This is a genomic window from Streptomyces sp. NPDC046915 (assembly GCF_040644935.1).
Classification (GTDB): domain Bacteria; phylum Actinomycetota; class Actinomycetes; order Streptomycetales; family Streptomycetaceae; genus Streptomyces.
On the sequence record NZ_JBEYXB010000002.1, the window covers coordinates 505,057 to 530,941 of the forward strand.

Genomic DNA, 25,885 nt, shown 5'->3' on the forward strand with positions numbered 1-25,885 from the left:
GGGGGCGACGAAGGGACGAGCAGGCGATGGCCGACGAGAGAGCCGAGCGGATAGCGGAGTTCGTCAGCCCGCTGAGAGTCGGGCCCGGAACCGAGGTGCGGCTGCCGGAGGACTTCGACCCCGCGCACAAGGCGGGCATCAGCAAGAAGAAGGACGGCGTCGAGTTGCTGCGCAGCGGTATCGAGCTGCTGGCCGACTACCAGCGGCGGCTGGCCGCGCAGGACGTGTACGGGGTGCTGGTGTGCCTCCAGGCCCTGGACGCCGGCGGCAAGGACGGGACCATCCGTCATGTGATGAGCGGGGTCAATCCGCAGGGAGTGCGGGTGGCCGGCTTCAAGGTGCCCTCGCAGGAGGAACTCGACCACGACTACCTGTGGCGCTACTCCCGTGAGCTGCCCCGGCGTGGCGAGATCGGCATCTTCAACCGGTCTCATTACGAAGAGGTGCTGGTGGTGCGGGTGCACCCCGAGAACCTCCGGCGCCAGAAGCTGCCCCTCGCGGCGCGCGGTCCGGACGTATGGGAGCGGCGCTACCGGGAGATCAACGACTGGGAGCGCTATCTGACCGACAACGGTTTCAGGATCGTGAAGCTGTTCCTGAACCTGTCGAAGGAAGAACAGCGGGTCCGTTTCCTCAAGCGCATAGACGTTCCCGAGCGGAACTGGAAGTTCTCGCCGGCCGACGTCCGCGAGCGCGCCCGGTGGGACGACTACCAGCGGGCGTTCTCGCAGATGCTGTCGGCCACCAGCACCGAGTGGGCGCCCTGGTACGTGATACCCGCCGACCGCAAATGGTTCGCCCGGCTGTGCGCGGCCGCGGTACTGGCGCACACGCTGATCGACATCGACCCCCAGTACCCGCAGGTCAGTGACCAGACCCGCCATGAACTGGCCGAGGTCAGACGAGACCTGGAACGCGAGGCACCCGAGGGGGCGCCGGCGGATCCGTATGCGGCGTCGGTCGCGGAATCCGCGAAGGAGAAGAAGAGCAAGAAGAGCAAGAACAAGAAGAACAAGAAGAACAAGAAGAACAAGCCATGACCGCGCCGACAGACACCCCGCGGGAGCGGGCGACGGACGGTCGGGTGTGGTACGCGCTTTCGTCCGAGGACGTGGCCGCCGCGTTCGGGGTGGACCCGGCCGGTGGGCTGCCTGCGGCGCGGGCGGCGGAGCGGCTCCGGGCGGACGGGCCGAACGCGCTGCCCGAGGAGAAGCCCGTGCCGGGCTGGCGCCGCTACCTGGCCCAGTACCGCAGCTACATGCAGCTGGTCCTGGTGAGCGCCGCCGTGGTCTCCCTGGTGATCAAGGAGTGGAGCACCGGGGTGCTGCTGCTCGTACTGACGGTCCTCAACGCGGTCGTCGGGATGCGGCAGGAGGGCAAGGCGGAGAGCGCCATGAACGCGCTCAAGTCGATGATGAAGGCGACGGCCCGGGTGCGCAGGGACGGGACGGAGTCCGAGATCCCGGCCGAGGAGGTCGTCGCCGGCGATGTGGTGCTGCTCGCGGCGGGGGACGAGGTGCCGGCCGACGGCCGGATCGTCGCGGCCAACGCCCTCCAGATCGACGAGTCGGCGCTGACCGGTGAGAGCGTGCCGGCGGCGAAGGAGTCCGGGGCGCTGACCGGGACCGACCTGGCGCCCGGGGACCGCCGGAACATGGCGTTCATGAACACGCCGGTCACCCACGGCAGCGGAACGGTGATCGTCACGGCCACCGGCTCCGGTACCGAACTCGGCCGCATCTCCGGGATGCTGTCGGCCACGCCGCGCGAGGCCTCGCCGCTGGCCCAGGAGATGGACCGGCTCACCCTGTGGATCACGGGGACGGCCGGGCTGACGATGATCGTGATGTTCGTCCTGGGACGCAGCCGGGGTACGGCGTGGGACGCGCTGTTCGTGAGTGCCGTCTCGCTGGCCATCGCCGCCATCCCGGAGGCCCTGCCCACCGTGACGCAGACGATCCTGTCCATCGGCGCCGTCGACCTGGCCCGGCGCGAGGCGATCGTGAAGGACCTGCCGTCGGTGGAGGCGCTGGGATTCACCTCGGCCATCAACTCCGACAAGACCGGCACGCTCACCATGAACCAGATGACGGCCGTGGAGGTGGTGGACCCCGGTGACCGCTACACCGTCTCCGGCACCGGGTACGGCCTTCAGGGCAAGGTCCACCACGCCGTCGGCAGCTCACCGGACATGGAGAGCGCGATCCTGCCCTACCTCGTGGCCAACGACGCGCGGCTGGTCGACGGCGAGGTCGTCGGCGATCCCACGGAGGGCGCGCTCCTGGTGCTCGGCCACAAGGCCGGAGTGGACATCGACGCCACCCGGGACCGGCTGCCGCGCCTGGCCACCCTGCCCTTCGACCCCTCGTACAAGCTGATGGCCACCTTCAACGCGGCCACGGACGCCGCGGGCCGCCCCGTCGTGCGCTGCTTCGTGAAGGGGGCGGCGCCCGCCATGATGGCGCGGGCCGCCACCGCACTGTCGCGGGGTACCGCCGTCCCGTGGGACGCCGGCCTGCGGGGCCGGGCTCAGGAGCATGTCGAGCGCATGGGCAGGGAGGGCCTGCGGGTGATGGCCGCCGCACAGCGCGACCTCGACCCCGCGACCTTCGACGCCGCCGGTGACCTGCTCGGCTACGTCACCGAACTCCGGATGACGAGCCTGGTCGGGATGGTCGACCCGCCGCGGCCCGAGTCGCGCACCGCGGTGGCGGACGCGCAGGCCGCTCACGTCAGGGTGCGCATGGTGACCGGTGACGACGTCGTCACCGGCGCCGCCATCGCCCAGCAGCTCGGGATCGAGGGCGAGGCCATGCTCGGCGCGGACTTCGCCGCGCTGCCGGAGAACGAGCGGCTCGACCGGATCGAGGGCATCGGGGTCGTCGGCCGGGTCGCCCCCGAGCACAAGGTGCTGCTCGCCGACACCCTCAGGAAGAAGGGGCACGTGGTCGCCATGACCGGCGACGGCGTCAACGACGCCCCGGCGATCAAGGCGGCCGACGTCGGGATCGCCATGGGATCCGGCACCGAGGTCGCCAAGAACGCCGGGCGCATGGTGCTGGCCGACGACAACTTCGCCACGATCGTCTTCGCCGTCGAGCAGGGCCGCAAGATCTACGACAACCTCACCAAGTACATCCGGTTCGTCCTCGTCCTTCTCGTCGTCTTCGTGCTGACGTTCCTCGGCGCGGCGCTGTTCGACATCGCCGCCGGCGAGCCCTTCACCCCGGCACAGGTCCTGTGGATCCACTTCTTCGTCAACGCGGCCTTCGGCTTCGCGCTCGGCTTCGACCGGCAGAGCCCCGGCCTCATGGAACGCCGGCCGCGGCCACGCGGCATGCCCGTGCTGAGCAGGGGAGTGGTGCTCACGGTCGGGCTCTCCGGACTGGTGATCACCATCGGGCTGCTCTTGCTGATCAAGCTGGGGGAGTCGCACTTCGGCAGCGTCGCCGTCGGCCAGTCGATGGCGTTCACGTCCTTCGCGCTCTGCCTCATCGTGGCCGCGCTGGAGTGCCGCAGCGAGACGGACACCGTGCTCACCACCGCCAGCTTCGACAGCAAGCAGATGAACCGGGCCATGCTCTTCGAGTTCGTCCTCGCGGTCCTGGTCACCCAGCTGGACGCCTTCCGCAGGCTGCTCGGAACGACCGAGCTGAACCTGCGGGAGTTCGCCTGGACGCTGGTGCCGGCGCTGGCGCTGCTGGTGCTGTGGGAGCTCGGGAAGTTCCTCGCCCGCTGGAACGGCGGACCGGCCGTGCGCAGGTGACGCCGTCAGGCGAGTGCGCAGGTGACGCCCGTCCGGCGACCGCCCGGCGAACTGCCTGGTCAGAGGTGAATCCGCGGCCGGTCGGGCCGGGCCAGTGCCAGGCGCGTCACTTGTCGCCAGTCGGCCCGGGGCCTGTTCGGCGGTGTTCCCGGCCGATGGCGCGGGACACGGACCCGCAGCGCTCCGGGGGTCACCCGGCAGACCACCGGAGCGGGCAGTACGACGGACTCTCCGTCGATGCCGGCCGCGACGGTGGCCCCGTCGGACTCGACGACCACTTCGCGGGCCGTCAGCCGTGTCACGGCCGGTGACCGCCGGGCCCTCCCCAGCAGCCGGGCCCTCCCCAGCAGCCGGGCGGGGAGCCGGGCCGCCTGGACGGAGCTGTCGACGCGAACACCCAGCACACCCAGCCGTCCGGAGTCGAGGCTCTCCCGCAGTCCGGGACGCGCCGAGTCGACGACAGGCCGGTAGGGGTTGTTGCTGACCAGCACGGCCTGAAGGCCCTCGGCGCGGGTCTGTCCGGCACGCATCCGCAGGCGTGGCGCCTCCGGGCCGGTGAGGAGGCCGGGCAGCGCCTGGAGCGTCATGCGCAGTTTCGCGTCCCGGTAGCCGGGATCGCTCACCACGACCGCGTAGGTTCCGAAGGAAGCGTTGTTGACGAACACCCGGTCGGCGGCGAACCCCAGGTCGACGCGGAACTCGACGGCGTCGGTGAACGCCTCGAGGGCGGCTGACGGGTCGTCGCGGTCGAGCCCCAGGTCGAGTGCGAAGTGGTTGCGCGTCCCTGCCGGGATCACCATGAAGGGCACGTCGTGCGCGGCCGCGACCTCGGCGACCAGTGCCTGGGTGCCGTCCCCGCCGGCCACGGCCAGCAGATCGGCTCCGTCGGCCACCGCACGCCGCGCCAGGTCCGCCACGTCCTGGTGGTGCCCGGGATCCAGCAGGACGACGTGGGCGCCCGCCGCCGTCGCCTTCTCGGCCAGGTGGAAGCGGCCGACCTTGCCCCCGCCGGAGCGCGGGTTCATCACGACCCACGGCTGCCTCGGGGCCGCCACCGGCCTGGGTTCACCGCCGCGCCCGGGGGCACGGTCCGTGGGGGTCATCGCGATCCGGGCGGCCGCCAGCGCCACCAGCCACAGGCCCAGGGAGAGGCAGGCCGGCCAGAGCATGTCGTGCGCGGCGAACAGGGCCAGGACCGCGAGCGGAACCAGCACCACCAGGAGGATCCCGACGGCCCGGACGATTCCCGAGTGAGCGAGGACCCACCAGAGCCCGGCGGCCGTCAGGGCCACCCCCACCACGGCGATCAGCACCCAGAGGAGGCTGCGCAGCCCGGCGGTGACGAGCAGCACGAGCACGCTGCCCAGCAGGGCGAGGAGCCCCAGCCGGGCCCAGGCCGCGGGCGTGCCCGCGCGCCGCTCCCGTCGCACGGCGAACCGGCTCCCGTCACACGGCCGGGCGCCGCTCGTCCCGCACCACGCACAGCGCCCAGATGACGAATCCGGAGATCGCGATCGCCAGGACGGACCACACCGGGTAGTACGGCAGGGAGAGGAAGTTGGCGATGATGAGGAAGCCGGCGATCACCACACCGGCGACCCGCGCCCAGGTCGCCACCTGGAACAGGCCCAGGCTGACCACGAAGGCGACCGCGCCGAGAATGAGGTGGACCCAGCCCCAGCCGGTGAGGTCGTACTGGAAGACGTATCCGGACGTCGTCAGGAAGACGTTGTCGTGGGCGATGCCCATGATGCCCCGGAAGATGTCGAGCACGCCGACGATCGCCAGCATGACGGCGGCGAACATCATCAGACCGACCGCCCAGTGCTGCTTGGCCGGTTCGGGGCGTGCATGCGGTGTCGCGGTCATGATCTGTCTCCTTACTCCTCCTTCGTCCTAGCTTGCGCACGTCAAGTGCCGGGCCGCCTCACCCGGCACGGGTGAGGCGGCCGGTCGCTCCGGGGCGATGACGGCGGCCGAGCGGAAAACCGCCCAGGACGCGACAATTGGGGCAGAGGGCAGGGGTCGACGTACGGAGGAGCGGATGACGGGGAGCGGCCGACAGGCCGGCCTGGCCGGCCGGACCGTCGTGGTGATCGGTGGCAGCGCGGGCATCGGGCTGGAGACCGCCCGCCAGGTGCGCGCCGACGGCGGCCAGGTGGTCCTGGTCGGCCGGAACCCCGAACGGCTGGAGCGGGCCGCGCTCGAGGTCGAGCCCATCGGCACGGCGTCGTTCGACGCCGGCGACACCGACCGGCTCCGGGAGTTCTTCCAGGATCTGCCGGGGCCGGTCGACCATGTAATGGTCACGGCCGGCAGCCCCTCCTACACCCCCCTGGCCGACGTGGACCTCGCGCGGGCCCCCCGTGAGTTCGGCGAACGCCTCGCCACGACACTCGCGGTCGCCCTCCACAGCCGTGACAAGGTGCGAGCCGGCGGCACGCTGCTGTTCATGGGCGGCACCGGAGGCCGGCGCCCCGGCGCCGGCATGGCGGTCGTCGCCGCCCTCACCGCGGCACTGCCCGCCCTCATCGCCGGCCTGGCGGTCGAACTCGCGCCGATCCGGGTCAATCTCATCGCCGCCGGATTCGTGGACACGCCCTTGTCGGCCGCGCTCCTGGGTGACCGGCTCGCCGCCCGGCGCGAGGAACTGCGGGCCACGCTGCCCATCGGGCGGGTCGTCGAGCCCGGCGATGTCGCCGCTCTGGCCGTGCACATCATGTGCAACACCGCGCTCACCGGTGGGACGTACGACATCGACGGCGGTCAGCAGTTCGTCTCCCGCTGACATCTCCCACCGACATCGCACGGATAATCTACCGACACGGAGGGCCGACGTCGGGGAGGTCCGCAAGGGGCGTGTGGGGAGACTGGTCCAGTGTCGAGGCGTAAAGTGCCCGCGGGTGCCTGGATAACCGGGCTGTTGGTGGGGGCACTGGCCATAGTGTTCGTGCTGTCCCTCCAGGCGCGGAAGGGGATTCCGGACGGGGGGCTGGCCGGCGGTGCCGCTCCGAAGCCGAGTGCGAAGGCGTCCCACTCCGAGGCGCCCAAGCCCCCGCAGTACAAGGTGCCCGCCGGCTCCGGGACGGGGCGCCGGGTGGTGTACTCGCTGGGGCAGAAGCGCGTCTGGCTGGTCGGGGCCGACGGGAAGTCCCAGCGGACGTTCGCCGTCTGGCCGGGGACGGTGACGCCGGCCAAGGGGGCGTTTCCCGTGACGTTCCGGCGTGAGACCGGGGTCGGCAGCGACGGCGTGCAGATAGAGAACGCCGTGTACTTCGGAACCTCCAACGCCTTCTCCAACGCGGTGGACGGCTCCTCGCCGTCGCCGAACCCCAGCCTGCGCACCGGCGCCGTACGAGAGCGCGCGGAGGACGGCAAGGCGATGTGGGACTTCGCCACGAAGGGGACGACCGTCCAGGTCGTCGGCTGATGGCCGGCGGTACGGACCCGCGCAAGCCGCCGCCCCCGCCCGAGCACGCCGAGGGCTGCCTCGTCGTCGCGCTGCGGATGCCGCTGCGGATCGTCGTGCTCGTGCTGGTCGTGCCGGTGCGGATGGCCTGGGACGCGCTGGTGGCGATCGGGCGGTTCCTGTGGCGGTACGCACTGGCGCCGGCCGGCAGGGCGTTCGGGTGGCTGCTGTACGGCCTGGTCGTGGTGCCGCTGGGATGGCTGTACCGGTATCTCCTCACGCCTGTGGGACACGCCCTGGCGTGGGTCTACGCGCGCGTGCTCACGCCCGTCGGGCACGCCCTGATGTGGGTGCTCAGGCCGGTCGGGCGGGCCATGGCCCGGGTGCTGCGCACGATCGCCACCGGAGTCGGCACCGTCCTGTACTGGATCGCCCGCGTCCTGCTGGTCCTGCCCGCGCTCGTCCTGTGGCGCCGGGTGCTCGTGCCGGTCGGCCGGGTCCTCGCCGTCGTCGGGCGGGAGATCGGGGCGGCGCTCGGGCACGCCTGGCGGATCGCCGGGCACGTCTCGCGCGCCGTCGGGAGGGTCCTCGGGACCCTCTTCCGGTGGATCCTCGTGGAGCCGGCGCGATGGGTGTACCGGACCCTCCTCACCCCGGTCGGGCACGTCGTACGGGACCTGCTGCTGCGGCCCGTCGCCGAGGCCGCGCGGGCCGTGGGACGGGCCGGGCGGCAGGCGCTGGCCGCCGCCCGGGAGACCGTCCGCCAGGTGCGTGCCGACGTCCGCCGGGCGCTGTTCGGCGAGCCCCGGCGGGGCGAACCGGCGGACCGGCGGGAACTCACGGCGCCGGAGACACGTACTCTTGGTAGCAGTACCACCGCACTCACGAAGGACTAGGACACTGGGCAAGCGACAGCCCGAAGGCCCGCCGCCCGCACCCGCGGTGCAGCGCATCCGACTGCGCTACACCAAGCGCGGCCGCCTCCGGTTCACCAGCCACCGTGACTTCCAGCGCGCCTTCGAGCGTGCGCTGCGCCGTGCCGAGGTGCCCATGGCGTACTCGGCGGGGTTCACGCCGCACCCCAAGGTGTCGTACGCCAATGCCGCACCCACCGGCACGGGCAGTGAGGCGGAGTACCTGGAGATCGCGCTCACCGCGCACCGCGACCCGGAGCCGCTGCGCGTCCTCCTCGACGAGTCGCTGCCCCTCGGGCTCGACATCGTCGACGCGGTCGAGGCGCGGACGTCGGGACTCGCCGACCGGCTGACGGCTTCCGTGTGGGAGCTCAGGCTGGACGGTGTCGACCCGGCCGACGCCGAGCGGGCGGTGGCGGCCTTCAACGGGGCCGGCGCCGTCGAGGTCCAGCGCATGACCAAGAACGGCGTCCGCACCTTCGACGCTCGACCCGCGGTCGTGAGCCTGGAGAGCCAGGAGAGAGTGACAACACAGAGTCAGCAGGCTGATAGGCCGACCGACCAGCCCTGTGCGATACTGCGGCTGGTTGTTCGGCACGTGACGCCTGCCGTACGACCCGACGACGTCCTGTCCGGTCTCCGCGCCGTGGCCGACCTGACGCCGCCGGTCCCCGCAGCGGTGACCAGGCTGGCGCAGGGGCTGCTCGATGAAGAGACCGGCACGGTGACCGACCCGCTCGCGCCCGACCGCGAGGCGGCGGAGGCCCTCACAACGGCCGTTCCCGCTGCCGCCGCGACGGCGTCGGCGATGGAAGGTTCCGCGTAAGGACGGACGTCGTAGCGCCGCCCTCGTACTCGGGAGCCACCTGGGTCGGGCAGCGCACCGACCACAAGACTTTCGCCAGGCCGTACAAAACAAGGCGTACGGAACCGGCGAGACAGGACACGAAGAGCTCCCGTGCGGCGACCGCGCCGCGAACGGCGGCACCGCGCACCGCGCGAGCCGCGGACGTCAACGGCGGTCGACGAGATCGACGCCGGACCAGGCGCGGCGCCCGGGGGCCTGACGGGAGAAACGCCCGCATGCTCGAGCCGACCGAACCCACTGAGGGTTCCGAACTCAACACCCCCAGCGACACCCTGCCGCCGCGTCGTCGGCGCCGTGCCGCTTCCCGCCCCGCGGGTCCGCCCGCCGGGGCCGAGACCTCTGCCGAGGTCACCGCGCCGGCCATACCGGCCGCCGACGTCGACGAGGTCGAGGAGAAGGTGGCCGCCGAGGCGGAGACCGCGGAGGCTCCGGCCGCCGTGGAGGAGCCCGCCGCTCGCCCGCGTCGCCGTGCGACCCGTCGGGCGTCCGCGCCCACCGGTTCCCCGGTGTCCACGGAGGCCGCCGAGACGGTCGTACCGGCCGCCGCCGCCCCGGCCCCCGCCGAGGCCGAGACGCTCGCCGTCGCGGCCGAGGAGGCCGTGGAGGAGGCCGCGCCGCCCCGTACCCGCCGCCGTGCCACGCGCCGCGTGACCGCCCCCGCGGCCGCGCCCTCGTCGGAGGAGGCCGCCGAGACGGTGACCGCCGAGACGGAGGTCGCCGAGGCGCCCGCCGCCGAGGCTCCGGCCGCCGTGGAGGAGCCCGAGCCCGCCGCCCGCCCGCGTCGCCGTGCGACCCGCCGGGCCTCCGCGCCCACCGGTGCGCCGAGCGCGGCCGAGGAGACCACCGGGACCGCTCCGGCCCCGGAAGCCGCCCCCGCCGCCGCCGAAACTGCCGTAGCGGCTCCCGAGGCACCCGCCGCCGCGGCCGAGGAGACCGCGGAGGAGGCCGCTCCGCGCCGTACTCGCCGCCGTGCCACGCGCCGCGTGACCGCGCCCGCCGGTACCGCGGTGACGGAAGAAGCCGCTGTGACCGAAGAGACCGAAAAGACCGAAAAGACTGCCGCGGTGGCCGAGGAGGCCCCCGCAGCCGCCGCCGAGCCCGCGCAGCCCACCGAGCCTGCCGAGACCCCCGCCGCCGAAGCCCCGCGGCGCCGCCGTCGGGTCGTGCGGCAGGCCGCGACCGGGTTCGCCGAGCCCGCGCAGACGGCCGCCCCGCAGGCCGCGGAGGCGGAGGCGGAGGCCGAGACGCCGCGTCGCCCGGCCCGGCCCGCCGTGGCCGTGTTCCAGGCGCCGGTGTTCACCGAGCCGCAGTTCCAGACCCCGCAGCGCGCCGCCGCCGAAGCGGCCGCCGAGGCGGCCGAGCCCGACGAGGCTGAGGCGGTCGAGGCGGTCGAGGAGTTCCCCGAGGAGCAGACCGGCTCGCGCCGCCGCCGGCGCCGCCGGGGTGCCGGGGACGGCGAGGAGGCCGAGACCCGGGCCGAGGAGACCACCGCCGCCGAGGCCGAGGAACCGGCGGAGCCGGCCGAGGACCTCGCCGAGGGCGAGGAGGCCGACGAGGCCGACGACAACGAGGAGACCGGTTCCCGCCGCCGTCGCCGTCGTGGTGGCCGTCGCCGCCGTCGCGGTGACGCCGCCGACGGCGAGGCGGGCGCGGACGCCGAGTCCGAGGAGTTCGCCGCCGAGCAGGCGGAGCAGGACGCCGAGGACACCGCCGAGCAGGAGGAAGAGGACGCCGAGGACGTTCGTTCCGAGGACTCCGGCGGCTCCAGCTCCAGCCGTCGCCGCCGCCGGCGTCGTCGGCGCGCCGGTGACACCGCGGTCGACGGCGAGCCCGGCGAGGGCGACCCGGAGCGCACGGTCGTCAAGGTCCGCGAGCCCCGCAAGGCCGCCGAGCCGTCCGACGAGGTGCAGTCCATCAAGGGCTCGACCCGTCTGGAGGCCAAGAAGCAGCGCCGCCGGGAAGGCCGCGAGCAGGGCCGCCGCCGCGTCCCGATCATCACCGAGGCCGAGTTCCTGGCCCGCCGCGAGGCCGTCGAGCGCGTGATGGTCGTCCGCCAGAACGGCGACCGCACGCAGATCGGCGTCCTGGAGGACGGCGTGCTCGTCGAGCACTACGTCAACAAGGAGCAGTCGACCTCGTACGTCGGCAACGTCTACCTGGGCAAGGTCCAGAACGTGCTGCCGTCGATGGAGGCCGCCTTCATCGACATCGGCAAGGGCCGCAACGCGGTCCTCTACGCCGGTGAGGTCAACTTCGAGGCGCTGGGCATGGCGAACGGCCCGCGCCGCATCGAATCCGCCCTCAAGTCCGGCCAGTCGGTCCTCGTCCAGGTGACGAAGGACCCGATCGGCCACAAGGGCGCCCGCCTGACCAGCCAGGTCTCCCTCCCGGGCCGCTACCTCGTGTACGTCCCCGAGGGCTCGATGACCGGCATCAGCCGCAAGCTGCCCGACACCGAGCGGGCGCGGCTGAAGACCATCCTCAAGAAGATCGTCCCCGAGGACGCGGGCGTCATCGTGCGCACCGCCGCCGAGGGCGCGAGCGAGGACGAGCTGCGCCGGGACGTCGAGCGGCTCCAGGCGCAGTGGGAGGACATCCAGAAGAAGGCCAAGAACGGCAACGCCCCGACGCTGCTGTACGGCGAGCCGGACATGACGGTCCGGGTCGTCCGCGACATCTTCAACGAGGACTTCTCGAAGGTCGTCGTCAGCGGCGAGGACGCCTGGGAGACCATCCACGGCTACGTCTCGCACGTCGCCCCCGACCTGGCCGAGCGGCTGTCGAAGTGGACCTCCGAGGTCGACGTCTTCGCCACGTACCGGATCGACGAGCAGCTCTCCAAGGCGCTGGACCGCAAGGTCTGGCTGCCCAGCGGCGGTTCGCTGGTGATCGACCGGACCGAGGCGATGGTCGTCGTCGACGTCAACACCGGCAAGTTCACCGGTCAGGGCGGCAACCTCGAGGAGACGGTCACCAGGAACAACCTGGAGGCGGCCGAGGAGATCGTCCGCCAGCTCAGGCTGCGCGACCTCGGCGGCATCATCGTCATCGACTTCATCGACATGGTGCTGGAGTCCAACCGGGACCTGGTGCTGCGGCGCCTGCTGGAGTGCCTGGGCCGGGACCGTACGAAGCACCAGGTCGCCGAGGTCACCTCGCTGGGCCTGGTCCAGATGACCCGTAAGCGGGTCGGCCAGGGCCTGCTGGAGTCCTTCTCCGAGACCTGCGTCCACTGCAACGGCCGCGGTGTCATCGTGCACATGGAGCAGCCGACCTCCACCGGGGGCGGCGGCAAGCGCAAGAAGCGCGGGCGCGGCGGCGACGGTCAGGTGACCGAGCAGGAGACCGTGTCCGTGGCCTCGGGGGGCGCCGGGACCGTCGAGGAGGAGGCCGAGACCGAGGCCGTGGCGGAGGTCGCGGCGGAGATCGCCGAGCCGGTCGCCCTGCCCGCTCCCGACTTCGCGCCGGACGAGGAGCTGTACAGCAGCGTCGCCGAGGCCGAGGCCGCCGCCACCCGTGGCCGTTCGCGGCGCCGGGCGAGCCGGCGGGCGTCGGCTCCGGCCGGCGCGCCCAGGGCCGAGGCCCGGAAGCGGGAGGCTCCCAAGGCGGAGGCCGAGGTCGTCGAGGCGGCCGAGGTCCCGACCGCCCAGGACGTCTCCGCCGTGGCGGAGACCGAGCGTCCGGTGCTGCCGGAGCCGGCCGCCGAGGCGCAGGCCGAGCCCGTCGCCGTCGAGGACCCGGTCGTGCCGGTGGCGCAGGCCGAGGCTCCCGCCCCGGCCGTCGAGGAGACCGCGCCCAAGGGACGTACGCGCCGCCGGGCGACCCGCAAGGTGTCGGCGCCGGCCGGTTCCCCCGCGGGGACCGACGCGGCCGTGGTGACGATCACCGAGCCGGTGGCGCCCGCCGCCGAGACCCCGGTGGCGGAGCCCGAGGCGCCGGTGGCACAGCCCGAGGCCGCGGCCCCGGCCGAGGAGGCGCCCGTCGAGAGCGCCGCCCCGGCCCGTCCGCGCCGCCGTGCCGTGCGCAAGGCCACCGCGCCCACCGCGTCCGAGGAGACGGCCGTCGTGGTCGTCCCGTCGGCGGAGGCACCCGCCGAGGCCGCAGCGGTCACCGAGGCTCCGGCAGTCGCCGAGGAGGCCGCTCCGGCCAAGAAGACGGCCCGCAAGGCCGCCAAGAAGGCCACCGCGAAGAAGGCCGCCACCAAGGCGACCACGGCGAAGAAGACCGCGGCCAAGAAGACGGCCGCCAAGAAGACGACGGCCAAGAAGGCGGCGAAGACCGCCAAGACGGCCGCCGCCAAGTCGACGGCGAAGAAGACCGCGGTCTCCGCCGCCACCGACGAGGGCTGACCCGGCAAGGTCGGCACGCCGTGCGGCCGGTCCACGTGACCGGCCGCACAGCGGCGGGGCCCGGCCCGGTTTGACCCCTTCGACCGTGGCCCCGTAACCTTGACCCTCGGCGTGTTCCGTGGATATGGACGCGCCACATCCCCGTAAACCTCTTCCTCCGGAGCATTGGGTGCTCCGGAGAGGCCGCTCGCGTGCCGGGCGGCTGGACTGCGGGGGTGCCGTTCCCCGAGCGAGAGAGTGAGATCCGCGTGTACGCCATCGTGCGCAGCGGTGGTCGCCAGCACAAGGTTGCTGTCGGCGACATCGTTGAGGTTGACAAGATTTCCACCGCCAAGGTTGGCGACACGGTCGAGCTCTCGACCCTGCTCGTTGTCGACGGCGACGCTGTGACCAGCGACCCGTGGGTGCTGGCCGGCATCAAGGTCCAGGCCGAGGTCGTGGACCACCACAAGGGCGTCAAGATCGACATCCTTCGCTACAAGAACAAGACCGGCTACCGCCGTCGTCAGGGCCACCGCCAGCAGTACACGGCGATCAAGGTCACTGAGATCCCCGCGGCTGCGAAGTAAGGGACTGAGAACAGATGGCACACAAGAAGGGCGCATCGTCCACCCGGAACGGTCGCGACTCCAATGCCCAGCGGCTCGGCGTGAAGCGCTTCGGCGGTCAGGTCGTCAACGCGGGTGAGATCCTGGTCCGCCAGCGCGGCACCCACTTCCACCCGGGCGCCGGCGTCGGCCGTGGCGGCGACGACACGCTGTTCGCGCTCCAGGCCGGTGCGGTGGAGTTCGGCAGCCACCGTGGCCGCAAGGTCGTGAACATCGTTCCGGTCGCCTGAGCTACGGCTTAGACCGAACGTTTCGCGAGGCGGACCTCACTTCCCGGTCGGGAAGGCGGGTCCGCCTTTCGCGTGTTGACATAGGCAATACCCCGTATGTATCTGGAGGCACGAACCATGACCACCTTCGTGGACCGCGTCGAACTGCATGTCGCCGCGGGTAACGGAGGTCACGGCTGTGCCTCCGTCCACCGTGAGAAGTTCAAGCCGCTCGGCGGCCCCGACGGTGGCAACGGCGGTCGGGGCGGCGACGTCATCCTGACCGTCGACCAGTCGGTGACGACTCTCCTCGAGTACCACCACTCCCCGCACCGCAAGGCCACCAACGGCAAGCCCGGCGAGGGCGGCAACCGCTCCGGCAAGGACGGGCAGGACCTCGTCCTGCCGGTGCCGGACGGCACGGTCGTCCTCGACAAGGCGGGCAACGTCCTCGCCGACCTGGTCGGAAACGGCACGTCGTACGTCGCCGCCCAGGGCGGTCGCGGCGGTCTCGGCAACGCGGCTCTGGCGAGCGCCCGCCGCAAGGCGCCCGGGTTCGCGCTGCTCGGCGTGCCGGGCGACCTCCAGGACATCGTCCTGGAGCTGAAGACGGTCGCCGACGTGGCGCTGGTCGGCTACCCGAGCGCGGGCAAGTCCTCGCTGATCTCGGTGCTGAGCGCGGCCAAGCCGAAGATCGCCGACTATCCGTTCACCACCCTCGTGCCCAACCTGGGTGTCGTCACGGCCGGTTCGACCGTGTACACCATCGCCGACGTGCCCGGCCTGATCCCGGGGGCCAGCCAGGGCAAGGGCCTGGGCCTGGAGTTCCTGCGGCACGTGGAGCGGTGCAGCGTGCTGGTGCACGTGCTGGACACGGCGACCCTGGAGTCCGACCGCGACCCGCTGTCCGACCTCGACATCATCGAGGCGGAGCTGCGCGAGTACGGCGGGCTCGACAACCGTCCCCGGATCGTCGTCCTGAACAAGGTCGACGTGCCCGACGGCAAGGACCTCGGCGAGATGGTGCGGCCGGATCTGGAGGCGCGCGGTTACCGCGTCTTCGAGGTGTCGGCGGTGGCGCACATCGGCCTGAAGGAGCTGTCGTACGCGCTCGGTGAGCTGGTCGGCAGGGCGCGGGCCGCGAAGCCGAAGGAAGAGGCGACCCGGATCGTGATCCGGCCGAAGGCCGTGGACGACGCGGGCTTCACGGTCACCCGCGAGGAGACCGGCGGGGAGCTCGTGTTCCGGGTGCGCGGCGAGAAGCCCGAACGCTGGGTCCGACAGACCGACTTCAACAACGACGAGGCCGTCGGCTACCTCGCCGACCGGCTCAACCGCCTCGGTGTCGAGAACGAGTTGATGAAGGCGGGCGCCCGCTCCGGCGACGGCGTGGCCATCGGCCCGGAGGAGAACGCGGTCGTCTTCGACTGGGAGCCGACGGTCATGGCGGGCGCGGAGATGCTCGGCCGGCGTGGCGAGGACCACCGGTTCGAGGAGCAGCGCCCCGCGGTCCAGCGCCGCCGCGACCGGCAGGCGGAGCGCGACGAGTCCCTCCAGGAGTTCGGCGAGTTCAACCCGTTCGAGTGAGCCACGCGGCCCTGCTGCCCGCGGTCCCGCACAGCGGGGCCGCGGGCAGCGGCGCGAAGGCGTTCGGCCGGCACCGTGGCCTCCGGAGCACGGCCTGGATCAGGCTTCACCTATTGAACAACTCGCCCCAGAATGTCTCCTGACACCCAGTAGGACACCCAGTAAGACGGGTTGACCCTCGGTAAGACCCGTTGCGGCAAGATCACGTTCGTCAAGTGGTTCCCGTGCCGCAACGGGTCTTCTGTTGTCTGCCCATTTGTCATGCACGCGAAGGCTCTCGTTCAGCGGGCGGACCGTCCGGCCGTGGGAGCTTCCGAGTGTTCAAGAGGCCACTGTGGCAAGGGAGTTAGCGCACATGACCGGAGCAACGCCCGACCGACGCCGCTTTCTGACCGCCGGTGCCGCCGTCCTCGGCGCCGCTGCCTCCGCCCAACTCTGGCTGCCGGCCACCGCGCGCGCGGCCGAGACCAAGCTGCCCGACGGCGTGTTCAGCCTCGGCGTCACCTCCGGCGACCCGCTGCCGGACGGCATCGTGCTGTGGACCCGGCTCGCCCCCGACCCGCTGAACGGCGGTGGCATGCCCGACAGCGTGGTTCCGGTGGAGTGGGAACTCGCCGAGGACGAACGCTTCAGAAAGACCGCGCGGCGGGGCGTCGCCCAGGCCCGGCCCGAGTACGGGCACAGCGTTCACGTGGACGTACGCGGTCTGCACCCCGACCGCACGTACTGGTACCGCTTCCGCACCGGCGGCCAGATCTCGCCCACCGGCCGCACCCGCACCGCGCCCCACCCGCACCGCAAGGGCGGCTCGCTGCGCGTCGCGCTGGCCTCCTGCCAGAACTGGCAGCACGGCTACTTCACCCCGTACGCCGACATGCTCGCCCAGGACCCCGACTTCGTGCTCTTCGTCGGCGACTACATCTACGAGTCCTCACCCTCCTCGACCGCCGTGCGCAAGCACGAGGGCAAGGGCGAGCCGTACACCCTCGAGCAGTACCGCAACCGCTACGCCCAGTACCGCAGCGACCCCGACCTCGCCGCGATGCACGCGAACGCCCCCTGGGTGGTCACCTTCGACGACCACGAGGTCGACAACGACTGGGCCGGGGAGATCCCGCAGGACCCCGACAAGCAGTCGCACGACGCGTTCGTGGCCCGGCTGGCCGCGGCCTTCCAGGCGTACTACGAGCACATGCCGGTCCGCGCCACCGCGATCCCCGACGGCCCGCACATCCAGATGTACCGGCGCCTGGAGTTCGGCCGCCTGGCCCGGCTCAACGTGCTGGACACCCGGCAGTTCCGCAGCGACCAGGCCACCAGCCAGGCCGGCGCCCAGGACCCGTCGATGACCATGCTCGGCGCGGACCAGAAGGAGTGGCTCCTCGACGGGCTCCGGGACTCCCCGGCGCGCTGGAACATCATCGCCTCGCAGATCATGATGGCCGAGACCGATCTCCAGGTCGGCGAGGGCAAGCTCTGGTACTACGACGCCTGGGACGGCTACCAGGCCGAACGCAACGCACTCCTGAAGGACTTCGCCGACATCCGCAACCCGGTCGTGCTCAGCGGCGACCGGCACCTGACGATGATCAGCGACCTCAAGGAGGACTTCGCCGACCCCGGCTCCGACGCCGTCGGCGCCGAGTTCGTCGGCACCTCCATCTCCAGCAGCGGCGACCAGGACCAGGCCGCCTTCCACGCCCAGTGGGACCCGCTGATGGCGGACAACCCGCACTGGAAGGTCATCGACGCCCACCGCGGCTACCACCTCTTCGACATCCGCCGCGACGGCATCGACGCGCGGGTCCGGGTCGTGGACACGGTGCTCAAGCAGCAGGCGACCGCGAGCACGCTGGCCACGCTGCGGGTGGAATCGGACGAACCGGGCGTCCAGGTGGTCTGACGGTTCGCCGGAGCACCGTGGGACTCACCGGAGTCCCACGGTGCTCTCAGGTAAGTCTCAGGTAAGTCTCTTACCTTCCTCTGACCATGGAGACGGACTGTACGACCCCCGGGCCACTGCCGAACGGCACCCGCCTGCTGCACATCGGCCCGCACAAGACCGGCACCACCGCCATCCAGGGCGCCCTGTTCGCCGCGAAGGAGACGCTGCCGCGGTACGGCGCCGAGTTCCCCGCGCACAGCCGGCACCCCATGGAGGCCGCGCTCGCCGCCTGCGCCCGGCCCGCGATGATGGGCGACACCGCGCCCACCGACAGGCACTGGGCCCGGCTGCTGAAACAGGTCCGTGCCACCGGCGGGCACACCTCCGTGGTGAGCAGCGAGTTCTTCGCCGACGCCCCCGACGGCGCCACCGTCGAGCGGATCGTCGGGCAGCTCGGCGGCGACCGGGTGCACATCCTCGTCACCGTGCGCCCGTTGGCGAAGGTCATGCCGTCGCAGTGGCAGCAGTACGTGCAGAACGGGCTGCGCATGGGCTACGAGGACTGGCTGGAGCACATGCTCCGCAAGGCCCCGTACGAGCAGCCCAACCCCAGCTTCTGGCACCGGCACCGGCACGACCGGCTCGTGGAGCGCTGGTCCCGGGCGGTCGGGCCGGAGCGGGTCACCGTCGTCGTGGTGGACGACCGGGACCGGGGCGGACTGCTGCGCACCTTCGAGTCGCTGCTGAGCCTGCCCGCCGGTCTGCTGCGGCCGGTTCCGGACACCGCGAATCGGTCCCTTACCCTCGCCGAGACCGAAATGCTGCGGAATCTTAATGTCGAATTCCGGGGCAATGGACTGCCCGACGAGCTGTATTCCAGGCTCGTCCGCAACGGCGCGGTCATGCATATGAAGAACGCGTGCAGTCCCACCGCCCGGGACGTGAGGATCGCCACGCCCCGGTGGGCCCTCGAGGCCGCCGCCGCGATCGGTGCCGAAGCGGCGGAGCGGATCGAGGGGATGGGCGTCCGCCTCCTCGGCGATCCGGCACTGCTGTCCGCCGTGCCGGAACAGGCCGAGCCGGAACAGGCCGTGCCGGCAAAGGCCGGGTTGGTGCCCGACGGGGCCCGTATCGCTCCCGAGGTGGCCGCTCAGGCGCTGTACGGCGCGCTCGCCGCGGCGGCCTCCGTGCCCGCTCGGCCCGCTCAGGCGCGCGGCGTTCACCAGACGTCGTCGAGGGAGCTCGTCCGCGTGCTCGGACACCGCTGCCTGAAGCGGCTTCGCCGGCGCTGAACGAGTCCCGCGACACCTGTGGAGTTACTCACAGCAATTCCGCGGAACTGGCAAAGAGGGCATCGCCCGTCACCAGCAGTGCAAGGTGAATGAGAGGTTGCGTGCACATATGCGATGGCGGTCACTCACCTTGCACTGCGGTTACCCGAAGTGGGAGCATTTCGACGTTCCCTGTCGCCCCAAGGTAGGTCACTTGTGTCCCAGCACATAGCCAAGCCCCGTACCACCGCAGTGATCCTGGCCGGTGGCACCGGTCAGCGGGTGGGTCTGTCGATCCCCAAGCAGCTGCTGAAGATCGCCGGCAAGGCAGTCATCGAGCACACCCTGACCACCTTCGAGAAGGCCGACTCGATCGACGACATCATCGTGCTGATGGCGCCGGGCTACGTCCCCGACATCGAGAAGATCGTCGCCAAGGCCGGTTTCACCAAGGTCAAGAAGATCATCGAGGGCGGCTCGACGCGGAACGAGACCACCGAGCGCGCCATCGACGCCCTCGGCGAGGGCCTGGCCGAGGGCGAGGACCTCAACGTCCTCTTCCACGACGCCGTCCGTCCCCTGCTGTCGCAGCGCGTCATCGACGACTGCGTGGCCGCGCTGGAGCGTTTCGAGGCCGTGGACGTGGCCATCCCGTCCGCGGACACCATCATCGTCACGCGCACCCACGGCCAGGACGGCGAGTTCATCACCGAGATCCCGGACCGCTCCCGGCTGCGCCGCGGCCAGACCCCGCAGGCCTTCAAGCTGTCCACGATCCGCCGGGCCTACCAGGTCGCGGCCGACGACCCCAACTTCCAGGCCACCGACGACTGCTCCGTCGTGCTCAAGTACCTGCCGGACGTGCCGATCCACGTCGTCGCGGGTGACGAGTACAACATGAAGGTGACCCAGCCGGTCGACGTCTTCATCGCCGACAAGCTCTTCCAGCTCGCCTCCACCGCCGCCCCCGAGCAGAACGGCGACGGGGCCTACCGCGCGCTGCTCACCGGCAAGACCGTCGTCGTCTTCGGCGGCTCGTACGGCATCGGCAAGGACATCTCCGAACTCGCCGAGTCCTACGGCGCCAAGGTCTACGCGCTGGGCCGCTCCACCACCGGCACGCACGTGGAGAACCCGGAGGAGGTCGACGACGCGCTGTCCAAGGCGTACGCGGAGACCGGCCGGATCGACTACGTCGTCAACACCGCGGGCGTGCTGCGCATAGGCAAGCTCGCCGAGACCGACAACGCCACCATCGAGGAGGCGCTGAAGGTCAACTACCTCGCCCCGGTGCAGATCGCGCGGTCCTCGTACAAGTACCTGGCCGAGACCAAGGGCCAGCTGCTGCTCTACACCTCCAGCAGCTACACCCGCGGCCGCGCCGAGTACAGCCTGTACTCCTCCACCAAGGCCGCCATGGTGAACCTCACCCAGGCGCTGTCCGACGAGTGGGCGGGCGACGGCATCCGCGTCAACTGCATCAACCCCGAGCGCACCGCCACCCCGATGCGGACCAAGGCCTTCGGCCAGGAGGCCCCGGGCAGTCTGCTCTCCTCCGAGGCGGTGGCCCGTACCTCGCTGGACGTGCTGCTGTCGGAGCTGAACGGGCACGTCATCGACGTCCGCCAGCAGGACCCGACGGCGGGTGCCGCCAAGGCCTCCGGCTTTGAACAGGCGTTGGCCTCGGTGCTGGACCGCCAGGACGGCGTGTAATAATTGGCGCCAATTAGCGTTTAGGAATTCAGGCCTCTGCGGGCACCCGTTCACCGGGCGTTCGCGGGGGCCTGAATCCGTAAACCTGGCGAATCCTCCGTAAAACCCCAGCATTTCCGCACAAAACCGGCACTCCCCCTCCCAGAGCAGGTTTCCTCAGTGATATCCACCGCTATTCGCGTCGCCCGGGTGGGCAGCGCGGCCGAGCTGGCCGCGGCGGCCCTCATGATCCTGGGCTTCCCGGCGCTCATGCTGGCCGCGCTCGTCCCGAGCGTTCCCGCCTTCGCGGCCGCGGCCGCCGTGACGTATCTGGCGGACCACTATCTGCACCGCAAGGGCAGCTATCTGATCAACCGCCTCAGCAAGGTGCGGGCCGGTCTGTCGATCCGCTTCCTGATCCGGCAGCTGCTGCTGGTCCTGCTGCTGGCCCGGCTGTCCCTGTCGGACAACCTGATCTTCTACAGTGCCATCGCCTGCTTCATCGCCTTCTACGGTCTCCAGGCCCCGCACGGCGCGCTGGTCACGCTGATCCGCAACCGCCGCCGGATGCCGGTCGCCACCCGCAACATCGACCTGAAGTCGCGCGTCCGCATCCCGGACGCCCCGCCGCGCCGCCTGCTGCACCGCTCCGCGGAGAAGATGCTGCACCTCGACCTCGCGGCCGTCGCCGGTCTGCTGGTCTCCGGCGTCATGGACTCGGCCGTCGCCGGCTTCGCCGGCATCGGCCTCACCATCGGCCTGGGCTGCCTGTACGTGCTGTCGCTGATGCCGTACGTGCGCGGCAGCAAGATCCCGCCGAAGGCCGAGAGTGTGCTGGCCGCCGTCGACGACTGGCTGGCCGTCTACAAGCCCGAGACGGTGCTGTACTTCTCCGGCTCCAAGGACTCCGCGTACCAGGTCAACATGTGGCTGGAGACGATGGAGCAGCTGGACACCCGGCCGCTGATCATCCTGCGCGAGCGGGTCATCCTGAACAACCTGGCGCCCACCACGGTCCCCGTCGTCTGCGTGCCCGGAGGGGTGCACCTGATGAACATGGACCTGACCACGGTGCGCGTCGCGCTCTACGCGGCGAACGTCGGCAAGAACATCCACCTGCTGCGCGTCCCCACCATGAAGCACGTCTTCATCGGCCACGGCGACAGCGACAAGCTGGCCAGCGTCAACCCGTTCAGCAAGGTGTACGACGAGGTGTGGACCGCCGGCCGGGCGGGCCGCGACCGCTACGCCATCGCCGACGTCGGCGTCCGCGACGACGACATCGTCGAGGTCGGCCGCCCGCAGCTGGCGCCGATCCAGACCTGGCAGGGCGTGCCCGAGGCCCGTATCCCCACGGTTCTGTACGCCCCCACCTGGGAGGGCTGGGACGGCAACCCCGGCAACACCTCGATCGTGCTCGCCGGTGAGAACATCGTGAACAAGCTGGTGAAGGCCGACCCGCCGGTCCGCGTCCTGTACAAGCCGCACCCCTTCACCGGCACGGTCAGCAAGGAGGCCGGCGCCGCGCACCGGCGGATCACCGCGCTGGTCGAGAAGGGCGCCGTCGAACGCGCCGCCGACGCGCGCTTCACCGTCGACACCGCCGTCCAGGACCGCGCCAAGGCCGAGCTGGCCCGGATCGAGGCCCGCCTCGCCGAACTGTCCGGCACGGGCGGCGAGAAGGGCGACGAGGCCGAGGCCACCCGCGACGGCGTGGCCGACGTCAAGAAGCACGAAGAGGTCGCCCGGCTGCGCGGCGAGTGGAACGACGCCCACTGGCGCTCCTTCCCCACCTGGGAGCACCGGGTCGTCACGGGCGCCGAGCCGCGCCTGTACGACTGCTTCAACGTCTCCGACGCGATGGTCTCGGACATCTCCAGCGTGGTCTCCGACTTCATCGCCAGCGGCAAGCCGTACGCGGTGACGGACTCGGCCGAGCTGGGCGTGGAGGAGTTCAAGCGGCAGAACACCGCGGTGCGCGCCGCCGTGATCCTCGCCAACAGCGCGGCCGAGCTGGACGGGCTGCTGGACGCCGTGCGCGACCCGGCCGCCGACCCGCTGGCCGCCGACCGCACGGAGCTCAAGCAGTACCTGCTCGGTCCGGACGAGCCGAAGTCCATCGACCAGTTCAACACCGCGGTGGCCGATCTCGCCCTCAAGTCCGAGGCCCGCAACGTCGGTCAGGAGTCCCGTGTGACCGGCGCCAACGTCGACCCCGCCGAGGCGGCCGAGCTGACGACCGCCCTGCCCGGCCAGCGGCTGTCGTCCACCGGTGAGACGGACGGCGTGACCGCCGGCTGACCCCGCCCGCTCCGGACGGCCCCCGAGGATCCACTCCTCGGGGGCCGTCCTCTTGTCCGGCTCTTACCGCCCTCTGAGCAGCTCTTACCGGTCCTGCGTACTGTCCGGTGCCGTCCGCCGTGAAGTGTCGGCTGTCGTAGAGCCGTGTGATGTACACCACTGATCCCGGTCGTCGGGGCAACCGCTTCCCCCGTCAACCCGTCTAACAGATTGCTAATGATGTGATTCGGGGGAAACGCTCCATTGACCATGGGGAAAGTGTGAAAGAGGGGGAAATGTGACCGTCGTGACGCAGCCTGATGTGACTGTGATCATCGGGGCGTACGAGGCGATGCCGTACCTGGTCGAGTGCCTGGCGTCCGTGGAGGCGCAGACCATCGACCCGGCACGCATCGAGGTCATCGCGGTGGACGACGGCTCGACCGACGGGACGGGGGAGTACCTGGAGGAGTTCGCGGCCCGCGCCGCCCTGTCGGTCACCGTCATCCGGCAGAAGAACTCCGGCGGTCCCAGCGGCCCGCGCAACGTCGGTCTCGGCAGGGCCTCGGGGCGGTACGTGTTCTTCCTGGACGCCGACGACCGGCTCGGCCCCGAGGCCCTGGAGCGCATGGTCGCCGCGGCCGACAAGAACGGCACCGACGTGGTGCTGGGCCGGGTCGAGGGGGTCAACCGCTCGGCGCCGAAGTCGATGTGGGGCAAGAACCTCGACCGCACCGACGTCTTCTCGTCCAACATCAAGTTCACGCTCAGCGCGCAGAAGCTGTTCCGCCGCGAGCTGCTGGAACGGCACGGCATGCGCTTCGACGAGTCCCTGTGGACCGGCGAGGACGCGCTGTTCACGATGGAGGCCTATCTGCGGGCCGACGGCGTCTCGGTCGTCGCCGACCACACCTGCTACTACCTGGTCGGCCGCGACGACGGCAAGCACGTCACCAAGTCCGGCGGCTACACCCTGCGCTTCGACTCCGCGCGCGCCCTGATGGACCTGATCGCGCGGATGGTCCCGGCCGGCGCCAAGCGCGACACGCTGATGGTCCGGCCCCTCCTGGTCACCCTGCTGCCGCAGTTCGGACCCAAGTACCTCAAGGACAGCGAAGAGGTGCGGCAGCACAAGCTCGAGCTGGCCAAGCCGCTGATGGACGCCCACTGGACCCCCGGGGCCGCCCGGCGCCTGAAGGTCCACGAGCGGCTGCGGCTCCAGCTGGTGGCCATGCAGCGGCCCGAACTCCTGAAGGACGTCGTGGAGTTCGTCAGGGCGAAGAAGCAGGCCGCCGCGGTGCTGGAGAAGCGGGGCACCGAGGTCTACCTGGTCTACCCGCACTTCCGCTCCAAGCAGGCCGGCATACCCGACTGGGTGTACCTCGCCGAGGCCCGGGAGGCCCGGGCCTTCGAGGGGTACCGGAAGGCCGCCGCCAACTCCTTCCTGCGCCGCGCCCTGCGCAAGGTGCGGCGCTCGCTGCCCAAGGGGGGCTTCGCGGCGGCGGCCTGACCCGGCCCGGGAGCTACTGGCGCCCGGCCTGGAGGGCCCGCCTGATGGGGCGGCCCACCACGCGCCGGGCGCGGCGGTAGACGCTGGTGGCGGGGGCGGCCGGGGCCACCTTGGCGGCGCCGACGGTCGCCTTGGCCTTGGCCTTCGCCCCCGACCTCGCCAGCTCCTTCCGCAGCTGCGCGTTGTCCAGGGAGAGTTCGGTGATCCGGCTCTGCAACCAGCCGAACCGCGTGGTCAGCGACGAGATGTCCGCGTCGTTCCACGGGCGGATGCCGGGCGGGAACGACAGTGACCGCATCCGCTCCTCGTAGGCCGCGCCGCCGTCGCCATGGGTGAAGGTGTTCTCCAGCCCGTTCTTGTCCAGGAACGAGGTGAACCGCTCGAAGCGCTCCGCGTGCCCGCCGACCAGCGCGCCGAAGTCGGCCTCCTCGTACAGCCGCGCGGGGTCGGCGGCCTCGGGGGTCTTCACGATCGTGTCGAGCAGCCGGTGCGGGATGTCGAAGTAACGGCACAGCTCCAGCGTCCGCGAGTCCCCGCACAGCACCGTCGCGGGCGTGCCGGCGAGCAGGGCCGCGATGTTGCCGTGGATCCGGGAGCCGAAGGAGAAGTCGAAGCCGCGCAGGTCGTCGATCCAGGTGACGGGGTCGATGTAGACGCGGACCTTGTCCTCCCGGTACATCGGGTGGTCCGGGTGCGTCGGTATCGCGGTCACCTCGGCGTTCGGGTCCGACAGGTCCCGCCAGTGCAACTGCCGTGCGTCGCTGAGGTTCTGGCCGACGAAACGCAGGTGCGGATAGCGCTCGTGGGCGCTTGCGATGATCCGGTCCAGGTTCTGCTTGCGCACCGCGCTGTGCGAGCCGTTGACCGCGATCCGCGACCCGGCCGTCAGCTCCGGCGCCCGCTTGCGCACATCGAGTTCGCGTCCGTACATGAACAGCGACGGGCAGCCGATCACCTCGACGTCCCGGAAGCCCATCTCGTTCAGGTACCGCTCGGTGAACTCGCCGCGCACCCCGATCGACGCGCTGCGGTCGAGCACCGCCGCGCAGAACTCGCGCACGGCCGGCTCCATCCGCTTCAGCCGCTCCGGGTTGTAGCTCACCCCGGACTGCGCGCCGACGCCCAGCACCACCACGGGGATCCGCAGCCGGCTGATGAGCCGGGTCAGGCGGTTGAGCCCGGCCTCGAAGGACGGCCGGAAGGCGTTGGCGAGCGGGACGACGAAGGCGTCGTACTCCTCGTTGATCCGTGCCGCCGCGGCCACCTCGGTGCGCATCCCGTTGGAGACCACCTCGGTACCGGGTGTCTCCAGGATCTTGTGGGCGGCATCGCTGAAGATCAGGTTGCCGGAGTTGGTGGCGATGACGTCTCTGTGGAGGGCTTCCTCCAGGGGGACGACGTCGTAGGGGCTCTTCCCCGAGCGGAGGAGTATGCGCTTCACGCGGCGAACTGTAGGTGACACAACGTTCAAATTAAGTTTGTGCAGGCTTTAATTTCTATAAGCAACCAGTGCAACCTTTTTGCCATACGCGGGACG

At 71.2% G+C, this 25,885-nt stretch carries 18 protein-coding genes; 15 read left to right on the forward strand and 3 right to left on the reverse strand.

Going from position 1 to position 25,885, the window contains the following annotated elements; genetic code table 11:
• Positions 1-26: 26 nt before the first annotated feature.
• On the forward strand, positions 27-1,040 hold the full coding sequence (locus tag ABZ915_RS07010) for a polyphosphate kinase 2 family protein (protein ID WP_361797069.1): 1,014 nt from the start codon (positions 27-29) through the stop codon (positions 1,038-1,040).
• The gene (locus tag ABZ915_RS07015) at positions 1,037-3,766 is read left to right on the forward strand and encodes an HAD-IC family P-type ATPase (protein WP_361797072.1); all 2,730 of its coding nucleotides are present in this window, start codon (positions 1,037-1,039) and stop codon (positions 3,764-3,766) included. The genes ABZ915_RS07010 and ABZ915_RS07015 overlap by 4 nt, the downstream gene beginning before the upstream one ends.
• 59 nt (positions 3,767-3,825) lie before the next feature.
• Here the strand turns inward: ABZ915_RS07015 and ABZ915_RS07020 are convergent, their stop codons facing one another.
• Both ABZ915_RS07020 and ABZ915_RS07025 read right to left on the reverse strand, forming a co-directional pair.
• Entirely contained in the window at positions 3,826-5,196 is a 1,371-nt protein-coding gene (locus ABZ915_RS07020; RefSeq protein ID WP_361797074.1) for a diacylglycerol kinase family protein, read from the reverse strand.
• A 16-nt stretch (positions 5,197-5,212) separates the two neighbouring features.
• Positions 5,213-5,635, reverse strand: coding sequence for a hypothetical protein (locus tag ABZ915_RS07025; protein ID WP_361797077.1), 423 nt, complete (start codon positions 5,633-5,635; stop codon positions 5,213-5,215).
• A gap of 175 nt (positions 5,636-5,810) precedes the next feature.
• Here ABZ915_RS07025 and ABZ915_RS07030 point away from each other — a divergent pair, with 175 nt between their 5' ends.
• From ABZ915_RS07030 to ABZ915_RS07090, 13 genes are all read left to right on the forward strand, one after another.
• A complete protein-coding gene (locus tag ABZ915_RS07030; protein ID WP_361797080.1) occupies positions 5,811-6,554 on the forward strand; it encodes an SDR family oxidoreductase in 744 nt (247 codons plus the stop codon).
• A gap of 90 nt (positions 6,555-6,644) precedes the next feature.
• Positions 6,645-7,196 (forward strand): hypothetical protein, encoded by a 552-nt coding sequence (locus ABZ915_RS07035; RefSeq protein WP_361797083.1) that lies wholly within the window; start codon positions 6,645-6,647, stop codon positions 7,194-7,196.
• Complete coding sequence (locus ABZ915_RS07040; protein ID WP_361797086.1) at positions 7,196-8,071, forward strand: hypothetical protein; 876 nt, start codon at positions 7,196-7,198, stop codon at positions 8,069-8,071. The genes ABZ915_RS07035 and ABZ915_RS07040 overlap by 1 nt, the downstream gene beginning before the upstream one ends.
• Before the next feature lie 46 nt (positions 8,072-8,117).
• Positions 8,118-8,915 (forward strand): TIGR03936 family radical SAM-associated protein, encoded by a 798-nt coding sequence (locus ABZ915_RS07045; protein ID WP_361797089.1) that lies wholly within the window; start codon positions 8,118-8,120, stop codon positions 8,913-8,915.
• Between the two features lie 257 nt (positions 8,916-9,172).
• On the forward strand, positions 9,173-13,306 hold the full coding sequence (locus ABZ915_RS07050; protein ID WP_361797092.1) for an Rne/Rng family ribonuclease: 4,134 nt from the start codon (positions 9,173-9,175) through the stop codon (positions 13,304-13,306).
• Between the two features lie 248 nt (positions 13,307-13,554).
• Positions 13,555-13,875, forward strand: a complete 321-nt coding sequence (gene rplU, locus ABZ915_RS07055; RefSeq protein ID WP_007381993.1) for a 50S ribosomal protein L21 — start codon at positions 13,555-13,557, stop codon at positions 13,873-13,875.
• Positions 13,876-13,889: 14 nt separating this feature from the next.
• On the forward strand, positions 13,890-14,144 hold the full coding sequence (gene rpmA, locus ABZ915_RS07060; RefSeq protein WP_061922958.1) for a 50S ribosomal protein L27: 255 nt from the start codon (positions 13,890-13,892) through the stop codon (positions 14,142-14,144).
• A 117-nt stretch (positions 14,145-14,261) separates the two neighbouring features.
• Positions 14,262-15,710, forward strand: coding sequence for a GTPase ObgE (obgE, locus tag ABZ915_RS07065; protein ID WP_361797097.1), 1,449 nt, complete (start codon positions 14,262-14,264; stop codon positions 15,708-15,710).
• Positions 15,711-16,065: 355 nt separating this feature from the next.
• The gene (locus tag ABZ915_RS07070; protein ID WP_361797100.1) at positions 16,066-17,613 is read left to right on the forward strand and encodes an alkaline phosphatase D family protein; all 1,548 of its coding nucleotides are present in this window, start codon (positions 16,066-16,068) and stop codon (positions 17,611-17,613) included.
• 86 nt (positions 17,614-17,699) lie between these two features.
• Positions 17,700-18,887, forward strand: a complete 1,188-nt coding sequence (locus ABZ915_RS07075; RefSeq protein WP_361797103.1) for a hypothetical protein — start codon at positions 17,700-17,702, stop codon at positions 18,885-18,887.
• A 195-nt stretch (positions 18,888-19,082) separates the two neighbouring features.
• Positions 19,083-20,579 carry a bifunctional cytidylyltransferase/SDR family oxidoreductase gene (locus ABZ915_RS07080; protein ID WP_361797106.1) on the forward strand — a complete coding sequence of 499 codons (1,497 nt, stop codon included), beginning with the start codon at positions 19,083-19,085 and terminating at the stop codon, positions 20,577-20,579.
• 189 nt (positions 20,580-20,768) lie between these two features.
• Positions 20,769-22,859, forward strand: a complete 2,091-nt coding sequence (locus tag ABZ915_RS07085; RefSeq protein WP_361797740.1) for a hypothetical protein — start codon at positions 20,769-20,771, stop codon at positions 22,857-22,859.
• A gap of 286 nt (positions 22,860-23,145) precedes the next feature.
• Positions 23,146-24,348 (forward strand): glycosyltransferase family 2 protein, encoded by a 1,203-nt coding sequence (locus ABZ915_RS07090; RefSeq protein ID WP_361797109.1) that lies wholly within the window; start codon positions 23,146-23,148, stop codon positions 24,346-24,348.
• Between the two features lie 13 nt (positions 24,349-24,361).
• Here the strand turns inward: ABZ915_RS07090 and ABZ915_RS07095 are convergent, their stop codons facing one another.
• Positions 24,362-25,789 (reverse strand): polysaccharide pyruvyl transferase family protein, encoded by a 1,428-nt coding sequence (locus tag ABZ915_RS07095; protein WP_361797112.1) that lies wholly within the window; start codon positions 25,787-25,789, stop codon positions 24,362-24,364.
• Positions 25,790-25,885 lie beyond the last annotated feature (96 nt).